This is a genomic window from Streptomyces krungchingensis (assembly GCF_054729265.1).
Genome location: NZ_JBPUKY010000001.1, coordinates 3,173,171 through 3,193,695 on the forward strand (window position 1 = coordinate 3,173,171; position 20,525 = coordinate 3,193,695).

18 protein-coding genes are annotated in these 20,525 nt (G+C 73.4%); 9 read left to right on the plus strand and 9 right to left on the minus strand.

The genetic code is table 11. From position 1 onward, the window contains the following. Nucleotides 1-40: 40 nt before the first annotated feature. Nucleotides 41-658 carry a carboxymuconolactone decarboxylase family protein gene (locus tag ACSYGO_RS14170; protein ID WP_460386799.1) on the minus strand — a complete coding sequence of 206 codons (618 nt, stop codon included), beginning with the start codon at nucleotides 656-658 and terminating at the stop codon, nucleotides 41-43. Between the two features lie 41 nt (nucleotides 659-699). Between ACSYGO_RS14170 and pdxR the strand changes: the two genes are divergently transcribed. The 4 genes from pdxR to ACSYGO_RS14190 all read left to right on the plus strand — a co-directional run bounded on the left by pdxR (nucleotide 700) and on the right by ACSYGO_RS14190 (nucleotide 6,843). After that, nucleotides 700-2,112 (plus strand): MocR-like pyridoxine biosynthesis transcription factor PdxR, encoded by a 1,413-nt coding sequence (gene pdxR / locus ACSYGO_RS14175; RefSeq protein WP_426675993.1) that lies wholly within the window; start codon nucleotides 700-702, stop codon nucleotides 2,110-2,112. 215 nt (nucleotides 2,113-2,327) lie between these two features. Beyond that, nucleotides 2,328-4,919 (plus strand): PEP/pyruvate-binding domain-containing protein, encoded by a 2,592-nt coding sequence (locus ACSYGO_RS14180; RefSeq protein ID WP_460386800.1) that lies wholly within the window; start codon nucleotides 2,328-2,330, stop codon nucleotides 4,917-4,919. After that, the gene (locus ACSYGO_RS14185; protein ID WP_460386801.1) at nucleotides 4,916-5,818 is read left to right on the plus strand and encodes a hypothetical protein; all 903 of its coding nucleotides are present in this window, start codon (nucleotides 4,916-4,918) and stop codon (nucleotides 5,816-5,818) included. The genes ACSYGO_RS14180 and ACSYGO_RS14185 overlap by 4 nt, the downstream gene beginning before the upstream one ends. Before the next feature lie 293 nt (nucleotides 5,819-6,111). Beyond that, on the plus strand, nucleotides 6,112-6,843 hold the full coding sequence (locus ACSYGO_RS14190; RefSeq protein ID WP_460386802.1) for a protein tyrosine phosphatase family protein: 732 nt from the start codon (nucleotides 6,112-6,114) through the stop codon (nucleotides 6,841-6,843). A 325-nt stretch (nucleotides 6,844-7,168) separates the two neighbouring features. On the opposite strand, the gene ACSYGO_RS14195 is transcribed toward ACSYGO_RS14190, so the two are convergent. After that, nucleotides 7,169-7,432, minus strand: coding sequence for a DUF397 domain-containing protein (locus ACSYGO_RS14195; RefSeq protein ID WP_028805992.1), 264 nt, complete (start codon nucleotides 7,430-7,432; stop codon nucleotides 7,169-7,171). Then, nucleotides 7,433-8,293: a helix-turn-helix domain-containing protein gene (locus tag ACSYGO_RS14200; protein ID WP_426675989.1), complete on the minus strand. Its 861-nt coding sequence runs from the start codon at nucleotides 8,291-8,293 to the stop codon at nucleotides 7,433-7,435. A 179-nt stretch (nucleotides 8,294-8,472) separates the two neighbouring features. Here ACSYGO_RS14200 and ACSYGO_RS14205 point away from each other — a divergent pair, with 179 nt between their 5' ends. From ACSYGO_RS14205 to ACSYGO_RS14215, 3 genes are all read left to right on the plus strand, one after another. Beyond that, a complete protein-coding gene (locus ACSYGO_RS14205) occupies nucleotides 8,473-9,270 on the plus strand; it encodes an ATP-binding protein (RefSeq protein WP_460386803.1) in 798 nt (265 codons plus the stop codon). Then, the gene (locus ACSYGO_RS14210; RefSeq protein ID WP_426675987.1) at nucleotides 9,261-9,713 is read left to right on the plus strand and encodes a hypothetical protein; all 453 of its coding nucleotides are present in this window, start codon (nucleotides 9,261-9,263) and stop codon (nucleotides 9,711-9,713) included. Before ACSYGO_RS14205 ends, ACSYGO_RS14210 begins: the two co-directional genes overlap by 10 nt. 447 nt (nucleotides 9,714-10,160) lie before the next feature. After that, complete coding sequence (locus tag ACSYGO_RS14215; RefSeq protein WP_426676061.1) at nucleotides 10,161-12,023, plus strand: ABC transporter ATP-binding protein; 1,863 nt, start codon at nucleotides 10,161-10,163, stop codon at nucleotides 12,021-12,023. Nucleotides 12,024-12,177: 154 nt separating this feature from the next. Here ACSYGO_RS14215 and ACSYGO_RS14220 read toward each other — a convergent pair whose 3' ends face one another. The 3 genes from ACSYGO_RS14220 to ACSYGO_RS14230 all read right to left on the minus strand — a co-directional run bounded on the left by ACSYGO_RS14220 (nucleotide 12,178) and on the right by ACSYGO_RS14230 (nucleotide 14,723). Continuing rightward, nucleotides 12,178-12,351, minus strand: coding sequence for a hypothetical protein (locus ACSYGO_RS14220; RefSeq protein WP_095933592.1), 174 nt, complete (start codon nucleotides 12,349-12,351; stop codon nucleotides 12,178-12,180). Nucleotides 12,352-12,525: 174 nt separating this feature from the next. After that, nucleotides 12,526-13,230: a DUF899 domain-containing protein gene (locus ACSYGO_RS14225; RefSeq protein ID WP_426675986.1), complete on the minus strand. Its 705-nt coding sequence runs from the start codon at nucleotides 13,228-13,230 to the stop codon at nucleotides 12,526-12,528. A gap of 131 nt (nucleotides 13,231-13,361) precedes the next feature. Continuing rightward, a complete protein-coding gene (locus tag ACSYGO_RS14230; protein ID WP_460386804.1) occupies nucleotides 13,362-14,723 on the minus strand; it encodes an amidohydrolase in 1,362 nt (453 codons plus the stop codon). Nucleotides 14,724-14,983: 260 nt separating this feature from the next. Here ACSYGO_RS14230 and ACSYGO_RS14235 point away from each other — a divergent pair, with 260 nt between their 5' ends. Beyond that, entirely contained in the window at nucleotides 14,984-15,937 is a 954-nt protein-coding gene (locus ACSYGO_RS14235) for an endonuclease/exonuclease/phosphatase family protein (RefSeq protein WP_345655509.1), read from the plus strand. A 67-nt stretch (nucleotides 15,938-16,004) separates the two neighbouring features. Here the strand turns inward: ACSYGO_RS14235 and ACSYGO_RS14240 are convergent, their stop codons facing one another. The 3 genes from ACSYGO_RS14240 to ACSYGO_RS14250 all read right to left on the minus strand — a co-directional run bounded on the left by ACSYGO_RS14240 (nucleotide 16,005) and on the right by ACSYGO_RS14250 (nucleotide 19,895). Beyond that, the gene (locus tag ACSYGO_RS14240; protein WP_460389714.1) at nucleotides 16,005-18,071 is read right to left on the minus strand and encodes an FUSC family protein; all 2,067 of its coding nucleotides are present in this window, start codon (nucleotides 18,069-18,071) and stop codon (nucleotides 16,005-16,007) included. A 551-nt stretch (nucleotides 18,072-18,622) separates the two neighbouring features. Then, nucleotides 18,623-19,354 (minus strand): DUF7873 family protein, encoded by a 732-nt coding sequence (locus ACSYGO_RS14245; RefSeq protein ID WP_460386805.1) that lies wholly within the window; start codon nucleotides 19,352-19,354, stop codon nucleotides 18,623-18,625. Between the two features lie 157 nt (nucleotides 19,355-19,511). Continuing rightward, entirely contained in the window at nucleotides 19,512-19,895 is a 384-nt protein-coding gene (locus ACSYGO_RS14250) for a hypothetical protein (RefSeq protein ID WP_426675981.1), read from the minus strand. Nucleotides 19,896-20,125: 230 nt separating this feature from the next. On the opposite strand from ACSYGO_RS14250, the gene ACSYGO_RS14255 reads away from it, so the two are divergent. Continuing rightward, nucleotides 20,126-20,524: a RidA family protein gene (locus tag ACSYGO_RS14255; protein WP_460386806.1), complete on the plus strand. Its 399-nt coding sequence runs from the start codon at nucleotides 20,126-20,128 to the stop codon at nucleotides 20,522-20,524. Nucleotide 20,525: the final 1 nt, after the last annotated feature.

Consider the following 20,525-nt stretch of genomic DNA (forward strand, 5'->3'; position numbering starts at 1 on the left):
CCGCGGCCCAACTTCCCTTCGCGCCGCGGCCGGGCCGTGCTCAGCGGCGTTCGTCGGTGCCGGCGACCTTCGCGGTGGACAGCGCCACTCGGTTCCAGGTGTTGATCGTGAGGATCAGGGCCAGGACGTGGGCCAGTTCGTGCTCGTCGAAGTGGGCCGCGGCCTGCGCGTACACGTCGTCGGGCACGCCCGCGTCGGCGACACGCGTGACGGCCTCGGTGAGCGCCAGGGCCGCCTGCTCCCGCGGCGTGAAGAAGTGGCGGGCCTCGCGCCACACGGCGACCATGTGCAGCCGGTTCTCGCTCTCCCCGGCCTTGCGCGCGTCGTTGGTGTGCATGTGGAGGCAGTACGCGCAGTGGTTCAGGTGCGAGGCGCGGATCTGGATCAGTTCGACGAGCGCCGGGTCGAGGCCCTCACGGGCCGCCGCGTCGAAGCCGATGAGGGCCCGGAAGACCTTCGGGGCGGACTTCGCGAAGTCGAGGCGGGTGTTTTCGGCCACGACCGCTCCCGGGACGCCGGTGGCGCCGGTCCCCCCGGTCGCTCCGGCCGTCTCCGCCGGCCCGACGTTGTGGGCGGCGTCGTGGGCGGTGTTGCGGGCGGCGTCGTGGGCGGCGTCGGTGGCGGTGGTCGTGTGCATCGTGTTCGTCGTCATGACCATGAATCTACGGACCTGAAAGACCGGCTGTAGGGTTCATTTCCATGGTGGAATCATGGGTCAATTCGGCGCAGCGGATCGGCGCCGACCTGCACCTGGAGCTGTCCGGTTCGGGCGGCCGACGAGCCGCACTGATCCGTGCGCTGCGTGAGGCGGTGCGCAGCGGGAGGCTCGCCCCGGGCAGCCGGCTGCCGCCGTACCGTTCGCTCGCCGCCGACCTGGGCGTCGCGCGCAACACCGTCGCCGACGCGTACGCCGAACTCGTCGCCGAGGGCTGGCTGACCGCCCGGCAGGGCTCCGGCACGCGGGTCGCGGAGCGTGCCGCGCCGTCGGGCACCGCCCCGGCACGCGTCCCCAAGAAGGCGCCGGCCCGCGCGCGTGGACCCCGCCACGATCTGCGACAGGGCACGCCGGACGCCTCGTCCTTCCCACGCGCGGCATGGCTCGCGTCGTATCGGCGCGCCGTGCAGCAGGCGCCCAACGAGGCCTTCGGGCCCGGCGATCCCGCGGGCCGCGTCGAGCTGCGCGAGGCGCTCGCCGAGTACCTGGCACGCGCGCGCGGCGTCCGTACGGAGCCCGGGCGGATCGTGATCTGCTCCGGCTTCGCGCATGCCCTGCGTCTGCTCTTTCCCCAGGTCCTGCGAGGTCCGCTGGCCGTCGAGGCGTACGGTCTCGGCTTCCACCGGGATCTGCTGGCCGCCGCGTCGGTACGGACCGTGCCGCTGCCCCTGGACGAAGACGGGGCGCAGGTGGGTGAGTTGGGCCGGGAGCGGGCCGTACTGCTCACTCCCGCACACCAGTTCCCGACCGGTGGCCCGCTGCATCCGACGCGCCGCGCGGCGGTGATCGACTGGGCACGCGCGCGTGACGGGGTGATCCTGGAGGACGACTACGACGGGGAGTTCCGTTACGACCGCAAGCCCGTGGGCGCGGTCCAGGGGCTGGACCCGGAGCGGGTCGTCCACATCGGTTCGGTCAGCAAGAGCCTGTCGCCCGCGCTGCGGCTTGGCTGGATGGTCCTGCCCGAGCGTTACGTCGACCCGGTGCTCGCCGTGAAGGGTGAACGGGAGGCGTGGGCCGGCACGTTGGACCAGCTGACGCTCGCCGACTTCATCGTCTCCGGGGCGTACGACCGCCATGTGCGGCGGATGCGGCAGCGGTACCGGGCGCGGCGGGACCGGCTGGTCGCCGCGCTCGCCGAGCGGGCGCCGCACATCGAGGTGACGGGGATCGCGGCCGGGCTGCACGCGGTGCTGCGGCTGCCACCCGGGACGGAGCGGTCGGCGGTGAAGGCGGCGGTGTGGCAGGGCATCGCGCTCGACGGACTCGACGAGTTCCGGCATCCCGGTACGGACATGTCCGCACCGGACGGGCTGGTGGTGGGGTACGCGACGCCCGCGGAGCATGCGTACGCGGCGGCGCTCGACGCCTTGTGCGGAGTACTGCCGCCGGGCTGACCAGGGGACCGCACCCGGGCCGCGCGCTGGCCGGAAAATGACCTCTGGTCGACCAGGAGCGGAACAACGGTGGGATCGTTGGGGACAGGAGGCGTGTCCCTGTCGCGGCCCGCACCGGCGCGACCGTGACCGCCCCCATCCTTCGTTCCGCCGTCAGGCGCAGGGCCACCCCCGCGCGTCCCCCCTGTTGGCGGTCGGTCCTGGAGGGTGTTTCGATGACGACGCTCGACGAACGTCATGAGGACGGTGCGCGCGACGGGGAAGCACTCCGCGACGGCATCGCGTCCGGACCGCACGGCCTCCGTGCCGTCCCGCTCGACCACCCCGCGGCGGCACAGACCCGGTTCGCCGGTTCCAAGGCCGCGCACCTCGCGCGCGCGGCCCGCGCGGGACTGCCGGTGCTTCCCGGCTTCGTCGTGCCCTACGAGACCGCGGCCGACGCCGAGGGCGCCACCGGTCCCCTGCCTCTCGGGAGCGCCTGGTACGAGCTGTCCCAGGACGGCACCCGCCCCCTCGTCGTACGGTCCTCGTCCCCGCAGGAGGACACCCAGGAGTCCTCCCTGGCGGGCCAGTTCGCCTCCGTGCTGGACATGCGGGGCCGACATGAGTTCGGTGAGGCGATACGGACGGTCCTGGAGTCGGCGCACCGCCCCGACGGCAGCACCGCACCGATGGCCGTGCTCGTCCAGCCGATGCTGGCGGCGCGTGTCGGGGGCGTGCTGTTCGGGGCGGACCCCGTCGAGGGCCGCACCGACCGGATGCTGGTGAGCGCGGTGCGCGGCGGGCCGGACTCGCTGGTCAGCGGTGAACAGCCCGGCACGAACTACTGGTTGAGCCGACGAGGACGACTGCTGCGGACGGAACCGCCGGAAGGGGCGGTGCCGACGGAAGGCGCCGTGCCGACGGCAGGCGCCGTGCCGACGGCAGGCGCGGTACCGACGGCAGGTGCGCTGCCGGTGACAGGTCCGGTACCGACAGCGCGTCCGGTGCCGACGGCAGGTCCGGTGCCGACGGAAGCCGCGTCGCCGGTGGAAAGCACGGTGCCGTTGGAAGGCACGACGCCGGTGGAAGGCACGACGCCGGTGAAGGGCACGATGCCGGTGGAGGGCGCGATATCGCCGCCCGGTGCGGTCCTGTCCGACGGCGCGGCGCCGTCCCAGGGCCCGCCCCCGCCCGGGACCGCGGTGCCGCCACACGCCCCGCTGACGCCCGAGAGTGCGGTACCGCCGCAGGGCCCGCCGTCGCCCGACAGCCCGCTGCGGCCGCACAACTCGACCTCGCCCGTCTCCGCCGTACCGCCCGAAGGGCCGCTGCTCACATCCTCCGAACTGCGCCGACTGGCCCGGCTCGCCCGCCGTGCCCAGCGGGTCTTCGGCGGCCCCCAGGACATCGAATTCGGATTCGACGGGGACGGGCGGCTGTGGTTGTTCCAGAGCCGCCCGATCACGGCGATGGCGGCCCGGCCCCCGCGCCGGTCCCGGCTGCTCGGGCCCGGCCCGGTGGCGGAGACGCTGCCCGGACAGCTGGAGCCGCTGGAGGAGGACCTGTGGCTGGCCCCCATGGCTCGGGGGCTCGCCGCCGCGCTGGACATCGGGGGCAGCGCGCCACGACGGCAGTTGCGCACACTGCCGGTCGTCACGGCGGTCGGCGGACGAGCCGCCGCGGACCTGCGGCTGCTCGGGGCCGCGCCCGCGGTCCACCGGCGGCTGGCGTTCCTCAACCCGGCGCCGGGCGCCCGCAGGCTCGCCGCGGCCTGGCGGGTGGGCCGGCTGTCCGCGGCGCTGCCCGGTCTCGCGGTCGACCTCGTCGCGGACGTCGACCGCCGCCTCGCCGAGACACCCTCCCCCTCCTCGCTCTCCTCCCCCGCCCTGGTCTCCGCCCTGCGCTGGGCCCGTACGGCACTGGTCTCGCTGCACGCGCAGGAGGCCCTGGCCGGTGCCCTGCTCCCGGACGGCGGGACCGCCACGGCGGCGGGCGCGGCCCTCACGGCTCTGGCGGACGCCCGCGCCGAGGGCGTCCCGGAGGACCGCATCGCGGCCGTCGAACCGGTGGTCCTGGCCCTCGTGGCGCCCAGCCTGCGCGCGGAACTGCGACTGCCGGGAGCCGCCGACGGGACCCGGCGCCACGACCGTACGGTCAAGTCGACGGCGGGCGGGACCGGTTCGGCGCGCGGGACCGCCCTGCCCTCGCTGCCGCCGCGCGAGTCCCTGCGGCTGCGGGTGCGCTGGGTGCAGGAGTTGCAGGTCCGGCTGGTGCGCGAGGGGGCGCGCAGGCTGGCGGTGCGCGGCGGGCTGGGCGACCCGGCGCGGGTCGGGCTGCTGCGGTGGGAGGAGTTCACCGCGGCGCTGGAGGGCGGACGACTGCCCGGCGACCTGGAGGAACGGCTCCCCCGGGCCGTCTCCGCCCCGCTGCCCGACACCTTCCGGCTGACGGAGGGCGGTGCGGTCGTCGCCGAGCGGGGGCGGACCGGCGAGACGGACGGACGGGGCGTCGCCGGTGGGCGCGCGGCCGGTACCGCCTGGGACGGCACCGGGCCCCGCCCTCCGGACGCCGTGCTCGTGGTCCGCACCCTCGACCCGGCGCTCGCACCGCTCCTGCCCGGTCTCACCGGACTGGTCGCCCAGACCGGCAGCCCGCTGTCCCATCTCGCCGTCCTCGCAAGGGAATTCGCCCTGCCCACGGTCGTGGGGGCCTCCGACGCGGTACGCCGTTTCCCGCCCGGTTCCCGCCTCACGGTCGACGGCACGACCGGCGACGTGGGGATCACGCGCGACGACGCGGTCGACGACGTGCGGGAGCTCCGGTGAGGCGCCTCGCGTACTTCTTCGGGGGTGCGGCCGCCGCCGGCGCGGGTGCGTACGTCGTCGTCTACCTGTACCGCTGGCAATGGCAGCGGGCCATTCTCTGCGGGGTGCTGCTCCTCGTCGTCGAGGTGATGCTGCTCGGGATCGTCCTGCTCGGCCGGCTCTCGCGGATCGAGGAGCGGATGCGGGACAGCGACCGGCGCCAGCAGGACGTCCTCGCCCGGCTCCGCCAGGACCGGCAGGACTCGGGTGGTGAACGGTTCCGGTGGCTGGAGGACCCCACCAGTCGCTCCTACGTCTTCGTGCCCGTGCTCATGGTCACCGGCGTCCTGCTGTCCGGGCTCGCCTGGCTGGTCCAGCGGATCGCGTCGGCCACCGCACGTCCCTCGGCGGAGCGGCGGCTCGCCGGGCGGCTGGCCGTCCTGGCCGCACCCGATCCGGCGGGCACGGCCGACCTGGACGATCTGCCGCGCGTGGGCGCCCGGCGCGAACGGCGCGGGACCGTGCGGCTGGTCGCCGTCGGGGTCGTCGGTGCCGCCCTGCTCGCCGCCCTGGTCGGCGGGCTCGCCGAACTCACGCAGACCCGCGAGGAGCACGTGAACGAGCAGGAGGCGACCTCTGTGCTCGTCCGGGTCGACATGCGCGGACAGGGGATGACGCAGCAGCGACAGTCCCTCGCGGCGCACCAACTGTGGGAGCGCTGCCGGGACTCGACGTCCGCACCGCTGAACCGGGCCACCCTCGGCAGTCTCGGCGACGGCCTGTACGCCGGTGTCGTACGCCCCGCGCTCACCGACCACGACCGCATGCGGCTGACCGGATGCCTGGAGGACACGAGCATCGACCGAGCCCACCTGACGGTCGTCGGCGTCGGTGACGCGGACGCCGACGACGACGACTGAGGACGACCAAGGGCCACGGACGACTGCGGGGCGACCAGCCAGGACCACGGACGACCGAGGACGACGAGCCAGGACCACGGACGACCGAAGACGACGAAACCGGGCCACGGACGACCGAGGACGACGAGCCAGGACCGCGGACGAGGACGTGGACCGCGTCCGCGCGGCTCGGCCACATGCGGGCGGCTCAGCCGGTGCGGGCGGCCACCCGGCATGCCGGGTACAACACCCTTGCCCCCGGCCCGGGTTACGATGCCAAGGCGCCCCTCGTCCCCGAGCATCCCGGGTCGCCCATGGCTGTCGCCTCCGTTCCACCGCCCCGCGTCACCGTGCCCACGGGCCGATCACCGCGATCGGCGCGATCCCGCAGATGGCTCCGCACCGGCCTGCGCACGCTCGCCGGCGTCACCCTCGGCTATCTCGCCCTGTGGGCCACCGGCGCGCTCGGCATCCTTGCGCTGTCGTACTGGGCCCGTGAGGAGACCCCGCCGCCGGAGGGCGCGTACGCGGTGCGGGGCATCCACCATTTCCAACCCGTCGACGCCAGAAGGACGTTGTGGCGGGGCGGCGCGCCGTCCCCCGACGGGTACCGGGCGCTCGCGCGACGGGGGTTCAGCACCGTCGTGGATCTGCGCGCCGAGGATCTGACCGCGGCGCAGCTCGCCGGGCCCCGCAAGGCCGGGCTCGATGTGGTGCGCCTCCCCGTCCGTGACGGGCAGACCCCGACGCCCCGCCAGGTGGAGCGATTCCTCCGGGTGGTCGGCGAGGCCCCGGGTCCGGTGTTCGTGCACTGCGGCGCGGGCGTGGGGCGCACGGGGGCCATGGTGGCCGCGTATCTCGTGCGGACCGGCCAGGAGTCGGCACCGGCGGCGGTCAGGCGGAACCTGGCGGTCGGACCGCCGTCGGTGGAGCAGATCTACTACGGGCTCAGCCTGGGACGGGACCGCGCGGACCAGCCGCCGTTGCCGGTGGTCGCCGTGAGCCGTCTGGTGGACGCCCCACGGCGTATCTGGTCCCGGCTCTGACACCTCATCCGCGGGCCCTGGCGCTCGGCGCCATGACAGCCGTGCGGCCGGAAGGCGTTCAGCCGGCCGACGGGTCCCGGCCAGTGGATGTCGGGTCCCGGCCAGTGACTGTCGGGGGCCGGCCAGTAGGTATCGGGGGTCGGCCAGTGGATATCGGGTTTCGGCCTATGGGTATCGGGTTTCGGAAATCGGGTGTCTGGTTCAGGAAAGTCGTGACGTCCTCTGGGGAATCGGGAGACAGAGGACGCCCGTAAGCGTCAAGTAATCGTGAAATCAAGGCAGATCGGGAAACCGGAGAACGCGCGAAAGGCGGACCGCAAGTGCCTCAGGACAGCAGGAAGTCGGCCTCCCCCGCCTTCGCGCCCTGGATGAACGCGGTGATCTCGCCGGGTGTGTAGATCAGCGCGGGGCCGTCCGGATCCGCCGACTGACGGACCGCGATGCGGCCGTCGGCGAGCTTCATCGCCTCCAGGCAGTTGCCGCCGTTCCCGCCACTCCACGGCTTGTGCCAGCCCTCGCTGCCCAGTTCACGGGCCGGCATTCCGTTGTAGATGCGCACGTTGCCTATTGCGGGCTTGATGCGTTCCATTCACAGCTCCTTGCGGAGATCACGGAGGATCTCCTTCGTGCGATGTGCCGTAGCGGCCTGAGCCGCCATGCGGTCCATGACCTCGAGATGGGTCGCCACCTCTGAGCGCGCGTCCAGGTAGACGGCGCCGGTCAGGTACTCGCTGTAGACCATGTCCGGGAGTTCCGGCATGGCGAAGCGGAACAGCACGAAGGGCCCGTAGGTGCCGGGGTGCGGGCCCGAGGAGAACGGGATCACCTGCAACGTCACATGGGGCAGTTTCGTGGCCTGGAGCAGCTTGTCGATCTGGGCGCGCATCACCTCGGGGCCGCCGATGGGACGGCGCAGGGCCGTCTCGTCCATCACGGCCCAGATCCGGGGTGCGTCCTCACGAGTGAGCAGATCCTGGCGTTGCATGCGCAGCGCCACATGGCGCTCGATGTCCTCCGGCTGGGTCTGGCCGATGGCCCCCGCCTTCAGGACGCCGCGCGCGTAGTCCTCGGTCTGCAGCAGCCCGGGCACGAAGTGGGGTTCGTACGAGCGGACGAGGGCGGCGGCGCCCTCCAGGCTGACGTGCATGGAGAACCAGTCGGGCAGGATGTCATGGAAACGCTGCCACCAGCCGGGCTTGTTGGCCTCCTCGGCGAGACGGACGAAGGCCTCGGCCTCCTCGTCGCCGACCCCGTACGACTTCAGCAGGAGCTGGAGGTACGGGATCTTGAGGGAGACCTCGGCCGTCTCCATGCGGCGGACCGTGGCGGGCGCGACGCGCAGGATGCGGGCCGCCTCCTCGCGTTTGAGACCCGCGCGTTCCCGCAGGTCCAGCAGGCGCCGGCCGAGGACGACCTGGCCCACCGTCGGCGCGGACCGCGGTTCGCTCACGCCCCACCTCCACTGTGTCCGGACAGGCCGGGCGGCGCCGTCCGGGAACTCTTCGACTGGTCCCAACTGGCGCCGCTCGACGTGCTGTTGCGAGCAGTGTGCCACGCGCGCTCACCGAGTCACACGGCACTCTGCAATTTTCAGAGTGACACTTGCCAAGTGTTCACGTCGGGGCGATAGTGGCAAGCGTGACTCCGTCCGCGCCGTTAGGAACAGACGCCGCCGAAGACCGGTCCGGTCTCCGCGCCGCCCCAGGGCTCCGCCCCGGCGCGGCTGCCGAGCGCCGGTTCCGTTTCGAGCTGTCCGCACACCCGGGCTCCGTGGCTCAGGCAAGACGCCTGACCCGTGCCCGCCTGGCCCGCTGGGCGGTGTGCGAGGACACCTGCGACACGGCGACGCTCGTCGTCTCCGAGCTGGTCACCAACGCGATCGTCCATGCCGCCGGTGAACGTGTCGTCTGCGAGCTGCACGACGGCGACGACCTGGTGCGGATAGCCGTGCGCGACGAGGGATGCGCTCCGGGTGAGCCGCACCCCTCCCCACAGCGGCCCGAGGAGGAGCACGGGAGGGGATTGCTCCTCGTCGCGGCCATGTCCAGGGCCTGGGGGGCTCAGGACACCGGCCCCGGCCTGCTGGTCTGGGCCGAGCTGGACCGTTCGGCCGGGTCCGGGCACCCGGCGGCCTCCGAGCACGGGACGGCGTCCGAGCTGCCGGCGGACTACGACCGGCCGGCCGGAGGGGACCACTCGGCGGGCATCGAGCGCACCGCGGCGCGGGAGCACTCGGGCACCGGCCAAGGGCGTATGACGGTGCCGTCCCAGGCCAAGGCCGCGACGCAGCGGCCGTGCACGGCCGGTCGGCCCGGCGTGGACACCGAGGTCCGGTCGGACCTGGGCTGGAGCGCCAAGAAGCCCCCGGCCGACGGCCGGGGTTCCGGGGCCGAGGCGTCCTGGGGAACGGGGACCGCATGGGTGTGAGGGGATCGTCGGCGACGGGGCCCTCGGCAGGGGTCCTGAGCCTGGACACGCTGGTGCGCGTGAGGCGCGCGCGGCCGGGGTCCGGGCAGCCGAGGCGTCTCCTCGTACCGGAGGACATGACGGTGCCGCTGGGCTGCGACGCCGTGTCGGTGCCGGCCCGGTTCGGCCCGCTGCTGCTGCCCCGACTGCCCCGGGTGGGCTGCGTCTACGCCGACGGGGCGCACTGGTGGTGGATCGTGCCCTCGGATTCCGACGTCGCGCTGGAGTGGCCCGCGCCCGCGCACTACGCCACGGGAGCCGTCGTCGTGGACGCGCCCGCCGAACCCGGCCTGATCCACCGGCCGGAGGGCACTGTTCCGTACACCCCGCCGATCCCCCTCTACCTGGCCGTGTGCCGGGTCACGGGGACGACACCCGTCTGGTCGCGTCCGATCAGCGCGTGAGGCCCGGCTCCGGACCGGGGGCGCCGCTCCCGACCGAGGCCTCGGGACGCCCGCCGAAGGCCGCCGGTCACCAGCCGCGGACGCCGGGTGCGCCGGTCAGGGGCTGCCGGTCACCGGCAGCGCCGTGGGGCGCACGGGGTGACGACCCGGCACCCGGCTGAGGGCGACCCGGCACCCGGCCGAGGGCGCACAAGGTGACACCCGGCACGCGGCTGAGAACGCGAGCGCCGCCCGGAGCCCGTACCGCGTGTCCGAAGTGCGCCGGTCGCCGCAAAACCCCGTTGCCGCCAGGGGTGGAGCGCTGCGTTCCTGGGAATTGCACCGTTCGTGCGTTCTCGGGGGAGGCCATCGGTGGAGAAACCCGCACGGAAGAAGAACGGCGACGCCGACGAGCCGCCGCCGTCCGACTCGGAACATCTGCTCTTCGGCGGCCCGCTCCGGTACGACATGGGCTGGTCACAACACTCCGACGCGTTCCTGGAGTTGAACTTCCGCGCGATGGTGACGCGGCTGCCGTCCCTGCTCGCGTCCAGTTTCCGGCTCGCCTGGAAGGCGGACCGGCGCGCCGCCCGGGTGGTGCTGGCCGCCGAGCTGGCCCGCGGCGGAGCCCAGGCCATCAGCCTGCTCGCGGTCAACAGCGTGCTGGGGCGGCTGATGGCGGGCGGCCCTGTCGAGGACCGGCTGCGCGGCGCGCTCCCGGCGCTGGTCACGGTCGCCGCCGTGATGCTGGTCGCCGCACTGCTGCGGGCCGCGTCGACGTACGCCACCGGGCGCCTGGAGCCGAAGGTGGAGCGGGTGGCGACCGAGCTCTATCTGGAGCGGGCCGCGGCCGTGGAGCTGTCCGCGATCGAGGACGACGCCTTCCACAAACTGCTGGACACCGCGCAGTACGGCGCCCAGTCCGCACGCCGCATGATCAGCATCGCAACCCGGGTCGTGAACGCGCTGATCTCGCTGTGCGCGGCCGCCGGTGTCCTGACGGTTCTGCACCCCGCGCTGCTGCCGCTGCTCGTCACGATGACGCTTCCGAGCGCCTGGAGCGCCCTGACGAACGCCCGGCGGCGCTACGAGTCGTTCCACACCTGGGTGCAGCACGCCCGCGCCGGGCACCTGATCAGCAGTCTGCTCACCGAGCCGGCCGCGGCTCCGGAGATCCGGGTGCACGGTGTCGGGCCGTTCCTGCTGCGGCACTTCCGCTCGATGTCGGAGACCGCCGAGGCCGAACAGGCGCGCCTGGCACGGCTTTCGGCCCGCACCGGGCTGATCGCCGCCGCCTGGACGGGACTTGCCACGGTGGCGACGTACGCGACGCTGGGCGGGCTGCTGCTCGCCGGGGCGATGGCGCTGTCCGTCGCCGGGACGGCCGTGATCGCGATCCGCACCGGTTCGGCGAGCCTCGACACCCTCGTCCTGGAGATCAACTCCCTGCACGAGGAAGCCCTGTTCGTCGGTGACCTGCACCGCCTGTACGTGGAGGCGGCCGAGCGCGCGATCCCGGTGGGCGGCGATCCGCTGCCCGAGCGCCCCCGGGAGATCCGCTTCGAGAACGTCACGTTCACCTATCCGGGCGCCTCGGCGCGGCCGGCGCTCGCGGACGTGACGCTCACCGTGCCGCTGGGCAAGATCGTGGCCCTCGTCGGCGAGAACGGCTCGGGCAAGACGACCCTGGTGAAGCTGCTCGCCGGGCTGTACGCGCCCGAGAGCGGGCGCATCCTGTGGGACGACGTGGACGCGGCGACCGCGGACCGGCAGCAGCTCGCCGAGCGCATCGCGATGGTGGCGCAGGACTTCAAGCGGTGGCCCTTCACGGCCCGTGTCAACGTCGCGATCGGCCGCGCCTCGGCGCCGCTGACCGGGGAGCGCGTCACGGCGTCGGTCGCCGAGGCGGGGGCCGAGGAGGTCGTGGCCGACCTCCCGAGGGGGCTGGACACGCTTCTGGCCCGCGGCTTCAGCGGCGGTCACGAACTGTCGGGCGGGCAGTGGCAGCGCCTCGGCATCGCCCGCGCCGCCTACCGGCGCGGCACCATCCTGATCGTGGACGAGCCGACGGCGGCGCTCGACGCCCGTGCCGAGCTGGAGGTCTTCGAGAAGATCCGGGCGCTGGCGGGCACCGGCCAGACCGTCATCCTCATCACGCACCGGCTGGCGTCGGTGCGCCACGCCGATCTGGTCCATGTGCTCGACCAGGGCCGTCTCGTGGAGTCGGGGAGCCCGGACGAGCTTCTGGCGACGGGCGGCGTCTACGCGGAGCTGTACTCGCTCCAGGCGGAGCAGTTCGCGGCGCGGGTACCGACCGGGGAGGCCGGCTGACGCGGCGCGGGCACCGGCCCTGAGGCCGACCGACGCGGCGCGGGTACCGGACCGGACGCCGACCGACGCGGCGCGCGTACCGGCCCGGACGCCGACCGACGCGGCGCGGGTAACTGCCCGGACGCCGACGGACCCGACGCGCCGTCACGCCCTGTCACTCCACGGACTCGCCTCCGCGCACGACGACCAGGAACGCGTCCGTGGCGAGGTCCATCACGACCTCCGCCGCCTGGCCCTCCTGGCGGCGCGCCTGTGCGAACTCCTCAGCGGGCCACGAACCGCGCGGCCCACCGGCGGGAAAGCGCTCCAGCACCGTTCGCCCGTTCACCCTGCACCTCCATGTCGCGCTGTACTCGAAGAGTTAAACGCCCGGCATGGGGTCGGCGGCTCGGGAAGTGACGGTACTGAGACATTGCCGACACTTGGCTGTGGGTGCGGCGTGACGGATCTGACGATTCCGGTCACTCCTGGTCACCGGTGGTGTCGATGCGGACCTGTCCGGTCAGTCCGCGTACTCGTCGTGGTAGCGGATGCGTGCGCTGCCCGCGGGCGCTCCCAGAGAAGACGCGCGCCCCTTGGGCTCCTCCCACTCCTCCTGCCGGCCGAGGGCCGTGAGGTCGAGGAGGCTGGTCGTGGAGCCCAGCACGTCGAGGCCGCGTTCGTAAGTGGAATACGTGTGGAAGACACGGTCGCGGTCGCGCAGGAAGCAGCTCATCCCCGGGCGCTCGTAGGGTTCGCCGCCGCCGTCGCCCTCGTCGCCCGTGAAGGACACCTGGAAGTCGTGGTTGAAGTCGCTGTCGTACGACGAGTACCAGGGCACCGTCCAGCCCATGCGGGCCTTGAAGGGCAGGATCCTGGTGTACGGCGCCCTGGACACGGCGGCGAACTCCGTGCCGCGGGCCCGCAGATGGGCGAGGTGCCCGATCTGGTCGAGGAAGGCCGAGCAACTACGGCAGCCCGCGTCCCACTCGGGCGCGAACATGAAGTGGTAGACCACCAGTTGCTGCCGTCCCCGGAAGAGGTCGAGCAGCGTCGCCTTCCCGTCGCCGCCCTCGAACACGTACTCCTTGTCGATCTCGACCATCGGCAGGCCGCGACGTTCCGCGTTGAGCGCGTCACGCGCGCGGGTGGCGGCCTTCTCCTGGACCAGCAGTTCCTCGCGTGCGGCGCGCCACTCCTCGCGCGAGACGATCCGCGGAAGCGTCATGTGCTCCTCCTACGCAACAGTGTCTTCTCTGTGGTGACCGGCGGGAGAAGCAGAACTCATCGGCGTATCGGGGAGATTTTTCGTCGGTGCGTCGCCAAGAGCGCGAGCGGCGCCCGGGCGCACCGGGCGGATCAGGTGTCGTACTCCTGGATCCGCCTGCCGTGGCTCCGGTCGAGGAGCGCGGGCAGCCGCTGCCCCAATTCGGCGACGGTGGCGGGCAGATCGATCGTGAGCAGGCGCCGGTCCCGCATCAGCACCCGCCCGTCGACGACGGTCGTGCGCACGTCGGCGGAGCGGGCGCTGTGCACGAGCGTGGCCGCCAGGTCGTGGACCGGTTGAGTGTGTGGTCCGGTGAGGTCGACGAGGACGATGTCGGCCCGGCGCCCCGGGGCGAGGCTGCCGATCCGCTCCCCCAGTCCGACGGCCTGCGCGCTCTGCAGCGTCGCGTGGTGCAGGGCCTGCCGGGACGTCAGCCAACGGGGGTCGCCCTCGGCCGACTTCTGCACGAGCGAGGTGAGCGCCATCGACTCCCACACGTCCAGGGAGTTGTTGGAGGCGGCCCCGTCCGTGGCCAGGCCGACCGGGACGCCGATCTCGCGCAGCGCCCGCACGGGGGTGGGGCCCCAGGCGAACTTGAGGTAGCCGCGCGGGGCGGTGGCGACGGCGATCCGCCCGGGCGCGTCGCGCAGCACGGGAAGGTCGCGCTCGACGATGCCCGTGCCGTGCGCGATGAGCACGTCGTGGTCCAGGAGCCCGGTGCGCTCCAGCACCTCGACGGGTGTCACACCGTGGCGGGCCAGGCTGGTCTCGGTCTGCGCGAGGTTCTCGGAGGCGTGCAGGTGCACGGGAAGCCCGTGGTCGCGGGCGAGTTCGGCGGTGGCGGCGAGGTCGGCGTCGTCCACCGTGTAGGGCGCGTGCGGTGCCAGGGCGGTGGTGATGCGGCCGTCGGCGGCACCGCGGTGGCGCAGCGCGAACTCCAGTGACCTCTCACGCCCTTCGAGCCCCTGCGAGGAGAAGAAGGCCTGGCCGAGGTGTGCGCGCAGCCCGCTCTCCGCCACCACCGCGGCGACGGCGTCCATGGAGAAGTAGTGGTCGGCGAAACAGGTGACCCCGCCGAGGATCATCTCGGCGCACGCCAGCCGCGCGCCCAACTCCACGTCCTTCGCGGTGAGGTTGGACTCGATGGACCAGATGTGGTCGTTGAACCACTCCTCGGCCGGCAGGTCCTCCGCGACTCCGCGCAGGGCGACCATCGGCGCGTGGGTGTGGCAGTTGATCAGGCCGGGCATCGCCACCTGGCCGCGGCCGTCGATGTGTTCGACGGCGTCCGGGCGGGGCAGGCCGCCGCCGGTGACCGTCTCGATGACGCCTCCGCGTACGACGATCGAGGCGTCGTCGACGAATCCGGCCTCCCCCCGGTCGTCGTGCACCAGCGCGGTGCATCCGCTGATGACGAGATCGGCGGGCGTGGGTGTTCCACCGGACCGGGTCATTACGTCACCGTACGACGGCGTCGTGCCGTCGGGGGACGTGAACCGCTCATCCCGTACGAGCTCTGTCGCGACGGCGGACGGGCGAGCACTCTGACGTCACCACCGTCGCCCTCGGTGCGTGTCATCACTGTCGCCCTCGGCGCGCGGCACCGCCGTGGTGCGCGGTGCGTCCGTCGCCCCGGTGTGCGTCACCACCGTCGTCACCGGTGCGCCTCAGCCCGTCTCCGCGCGCCTCGGCGCGCCTTTCGGAAGGAGCCCGCATGCTCCTCGGCACCTGGAACCTGGAGAACCTGTACCGGCCCGGCGGCCCCTTCGGGCCGCCGGACAAGGCCGCGTACGAGTCGAAGCTCGCCGCCCTGGCCGGCGTCGTCGACGGACTCGACCCCGAACTGCTCGGTGTACAGGAGGTCGGGGACCCGGACGCGCTCGCGGACCTGGCCGACATGCTCGACGGCGACTGGCAGGTCACCGTCTCCGAGCACCCCGACGACCGGGGCATCAGGGTGGGCTTCCTCAGCCGCGCGGCCCCGCGGGTCGTCGCCGACACCGTCGCCTTCCCCTCGAAGCTGCGCCCCGTGCAGGCCGACGACAGCGGTGGCACGGCCGCGCACGCGGGCCGCGGCTTCCTCGCCGTGGAGGTGTCCACGGGTGCGCTGACCCTCACGGCGGCCGTCTGCCACCTGAAGTCGAAGCTGCTCTCGTACCCCGGCGGGCGGTTCCAGCCGCGCGACGAGGGCGAGCGGGCCCGATACGGCGCCTACGCCCTGTACCGGCGCGCCGCCGAGGCAACGGCGCTGCGCGCGCTGGCCGACGAACTCCTGGCCGGAGAGGGCCGCACCCGGGACGTGGCGGTGCTCGGCGACCTCAACGACGAGGTGCAGGCGGCGACCACGCAGATCCTCCTCGGCCCGCCCGGGTCCGAGATCGGCACCTCGGGGTACGACCGCCCCGACGCGGGCGACGGGATGCGCCTGTGGGACGTCGCTCCGCTCATCCCCGCCGACCGGCGCTACTCCCGTGTCAGTTCCGGGCGCCGTGAACTGATCGACCACATCCTGGTCAGCCACCACCTGGTCCACCGGGTCACCGCGGCGGGCACGGGCCTGCCGGACGAGCAGCGGCTCCGGCTGCCGTCGGTGGCCGCGGACCCGGTCGAGCGACGCGGTGCGCCGGGGTCCGACCATGCGCCGGTGTGGGTGCGCGTGCGGACGTGACCGGTGCGCCGGCCGCTCCCGACACGGGGGCCGGCGGCTGAGGACGGACGGTCGCACCGCGCCGGGGCTACACCGCGATCGGGACCTCGGGGGCGGACCCCGGCGCCCCGTGCGCGTCCAGGCCGGCGCGTTCCCGGCGTTCGGCCAGCTCGTCGAGGAGTTCGACGAGCCGGCCGGTGTGCCGGGGGGTGAGCCGCCCGGTGTCGTCGAGGTGCACGGCGCACGCCGTGGTCGTGTCGACGAGCCGCTCCAGCGTGGCCGCCACCGCGTCGGTCCCTTCGGCGTGCCGGGCCAGGGCGGGGAGTTCGGCGGCGGCGAGGTCGATCGCGGTGCGGGCCTCGGCCAGCGTGCGATACGCCTCCCGGCGCAGGACCCAGCGCCCGGCCCGGACGTCGGCCGCACCACCGCCCAGGGCCCACTTGTCCGACCCTGCCTCTCCCCCGCCCCCGTGCCGGCCTTCGCCGGGTGCTCCGTGTTCGCCGCGGCTTTCGCCCGGCCGTCCCCCGTCCGCGTCCCGTCGTCCCCCGTCCGCGTCCCGTCGTCCCGCATCCTCGCCCCGGCCCTCGTCGAGGACGTGTGCGAGATAGGCACCGGCGGCCCGTTCGGCGTGCCGGAGCCGTGCCCGCACGGCTCCCCCGCGCCGGCCGGGCATCGGCAGATGGCCCACGAGGAGCACGATCGCGCAGGCGAGCAGGGTCTCGCCGAGGCGGCTCCACGAGGCCTGCGGTTCCCCTCCCAGCATCACCAGGGCGAGGACGAGGACGGTGACGACGGCGGTCTGCGCGGCGAAGTGCCGGGTGGCGACGGGGAGGAGGGCGCCACTGACCGCGACCAGGGCGACGAGGCCCTCGGGCCGCGGCAGCAGGGCCGCGAGCCCGGCGAAGGCGAGGGCGCCGAGCACCGTTCCGGCCGCGCGGCACAGCACGCGCGAGGCCAGCGGCCCGAGGTCGGGCTTGACGAGGAAGACGGCGGTCGCGGGCAGCCAGTACCAGTGCGTGTGGTGGCCGTACCAGTGGGCCTGGTGCAGGGCCTGTGCGACGGCCGCGGCGGCGCCGAAGCAGAGCGCGACCCGGATCCCGTATTCGCGTCCGGCGGAGCCGAGGACGGTACGGACGGTGGAGGCGAGTGTGCGCGTCCGGGTGTGCAGGCCGCCGCCCTCCGCCCGGTCGAAGGTCTCGGCGGCGTGCAGAAGGGCGTTGTCGAGAGCGCGCAGGGCGGGCGCGGTGCGGGTGGGGGCGGGCAGCGGGCCGGTGCGGGTGTTGCCCCGTACGGCGTCGGCGAGGCGCCGGGGCCCCGCGGAGGCGCGGCCGGAGCGGGCGTCCCCGGACCAGGCGAGCGCGGTCGCGGCCTCGGCGAGCGGCAGCGCGGCGGCGTACTGCGCGTGCAGCCGCCGCTCGGCCGCGGAACTGGCGTACCGCCGCAGCCGGGGTCCGGCGAGCGCGTCCTGCGCGTGGTCGAGCGCGGCGGTGAGGGCGACCCGGCGACGGTTCGCCTCCGGCCCGCCGGCGGCGTCGAGCAGGTCGGCGATCGCGTCGTAGACGGCGCCGACGGCCGCGCGCTCCCCGTCGAAGCGGTAGTCGCCGGCGGTGGCGCCGGGGGTCGGCAGCGCGAGCCGGAGCAGGAGAAGCCAGCCGGCGCCGCCGAGGAAGAAGAGGGCGCGCTGCCATCCCGGTTCGGGCAGCGGCATCCCGGCTCCGATCGCGGAGGCGACGAGCAACTGGGTCCCGGCACCGGAGGCGACGGGCCCGACCGCGCTGACGGCTCCGGCGACGAGCCCGAGCCCGGTGAGCAGGATGGTGAGCGCGACCGCGCCCATGTGCTGTCCGGCGTACGACCCGACCAGCAGGCCGGCGGCTCCGGCCAGGGCGGGCACCCCGAGCCTCCAGACGGCGGCGCGCCTGCTGCCCGGCCGGTCGTTGACGCCGGCGAGCATGGCGCCGAGGGCGGCGACGACGCCCGCGGAGACGTGCTGGGCCGGCACGGCCACGAGGAGCAGGGGCCCGGCCGCCAGTGCGCCGCGCACGACGGCGCTCCAGGACACGGGCCCGCGCTGTGTGCGCAGGGCATGGGCGAGCCAGGGCGGTGGGGTGAAGCCGGGGCGGGACACGGGGCTCCTGTCGGCGAGGGCGGGCATCTGCTGGCTGCCTTCGGGCGACGTCGGCCGGGCGGTGTCGTTCCCACGATAGGCCGTGTCGCGTACGGGAACGGAACGTACGCATTTCCACGGTGTGACGGCGTGCGGGAATTCCGCGTCCTTCATGAACGCGATCGGAGGCAAACGCCGGCGGTGGGAAACCGGAGCGGGCGGAAGGACGCGCGGAACCTCCGGACGCGGAGCGGGCCCGAGGGCGTAGCCGGCCCCCGGACCCTGTGATGCCGCCCATTTCACACACCGGACACTGTGCGGACCAGGTCAGTCGTTATGTCGCCGCGTCCTGCCTTTGGACCACCACGCATCGAGCTGCGCGGGCCGGACTTGAACCGGCATTTCGACGTACTGGGGCCTGGGCCGTTCGATCCGGTGATCGGCGGCGAATACTGAGTCTGGAGCAAGAGTCTGAGATTGACCGCGTCCCGTCCCTGACTTCTGTGGCGGGTACGGAACGCTCATCACGACAAGCTTCAGCTTCAGCTTGCGCTCCTCGCGCACCCCGGCCGTACTGAGCCGGCCGGGGAGTTCGGAGGCTACCCGAAGAGGTAGCCGAACACGGCGTCCCCGACCCGCTGGTCGACGACGTCGACGCCGTTCGCCTCCTCGCGGGCGAACTTGACGGCCTGCTGCAACTTCTCCACGCGGTCCAGGAGTTCGTTGACCCGTCGTGCGGGAAGGGCGCCGGAGAACTTCACGGTCGTCCAGTAACCGACGTGCACGTCCTCGTAGTACACCTCGACCTGGGCCGGGTGCTTCTCGGTGGCCTCGGCCTTGACGTGGTTCCGGGGCACCTTCTTCGTACGGACCGTCCGCACGGGCTCGGTCTTCCACGCATCGGTGGACGGGTCCTGCGCCCACGACTCGGAGGTGTCGAGAACGGGCAGTTTCCGCACGAAGGAATTGAGGTCGGTGAGCTGCTTCTCCAGGAACAGCAGATAGGACACGGGTACATCGGCGACGAGCACGCGCCCGTCCACCTTCACGTCCGCGCGGGCCGTGCAGTTGGCCCAGTCCTTGGTGGCGGTCATGTCGAACAGTCGCGTGAGGGTCGCCGCGGTGTCCCGCAGTACGTCCTCGGCCTTCACCTGCACCCGGGTCGACTCGGGCGGCAGTTGCTCGCCCTCCTCGTCCTTCGGCTGATAGGTCCGCGATATTCCGGCCAGGAGAGCCGGCTTCTGGAGCCCATGGTGAGCAGCCGTCAGGTCCTGGTGGGACTTGGACTTGACGCCCTTCTCGACTGCGATGATCTGGTTGAGTTTCGCCACGCTCGGAACGGTAACAGCGGCAACCGGTCCTTCTCGAAGCATTATTCGAGGGCATCGCGCGGGGCTCGGGATCGCTTTTCGCCGGATGGACGAGGACGAGAGCGACGGAACGGAACGGCCGCACGCGCGTGTTCGGTGACCTGCCACCGCCGGCGGGTCAGCCTTCCCAGAGATTCCGGTGGCGGTGGCGGGTCGGTGGATGGTCCAGGTCCTGCGCCGCACCGAGGAGTTCGCCCGGCGGTGCGGCGTGCAGGAGTTTGCGGGCGGCCGTGCGGAAGGCGCGCAGTTCTGCTCGGGCCGTGGATTCGTGGGCGGTGTCGAAGGTCTCGTCGAGGGCGCGGGGGTAGGTGTAGGCGGCGAAGGAGCGGACCAGCCGGGCCGGGACGGCTCGACGGCCCTCCCGCCGGGCCCTGGCCGACTCCGCGCCGCTGAGCCGGAGTTCGGTCAGCCGGTGCGCGGTGAGCGGGCCCGGCAGTCCGGCCGTCCAGTACGGAGGCGTGGCGCGGCGTCCGGCGGGGACATGGTGAACGGTGCGGGACATCAGGGGCTCCCACCGGGATCGCCGGACCCTCCGGCGTGACCCGGTCGGGAGCCGGCGCCGAGGAGAGAGCGGGAGGTGCGCATCGGGTCAGGATGCGGGTGGCGCGGCCGGGGTGTCGAGCGAAATTCGGGTGCGGGGTCCGGCCGTCCCGCCGCATCATCGGCGGGTCGCCCGCCGACGACAGACCGGGCCGAGCGGGCCCGGCGTCGAAGACCCCTTCAGGAGCTCCCGTGGTCCAGCGCGTCACCGTCCCCACCCTCTTCGCACCGCCCGTCTATGCGCACGCGTCCGTCGTCGAGGCGGGGACGAAGCTGGCGTTCCTCGCCGGGTCCGTACCCCTCGACGCCGACGGGAAGATCGTCGGTGAGGGCGATCCCGTGCGGCAGGCCCAGCAGGTGCTGGCCAACCTGGACGAGCAACTCCGCGCGGTCGGCAGCGACATGGCGCACGTGGTGTCGACCGACGTGTACGTCGTGAGCAGCGAGCCGGCGGTGCTGTCCGCCGTGTGGAACGTCGTCGAGGCGTCCGGGCTGAGCGTCGGCCCGCACTCCTCGACGCTGCTCGGGGTGGCCTGCCTCGGGTACACGGGGCAACTGGTGGAGATCACGGCGACCGCCGTCGTGCCCTAGT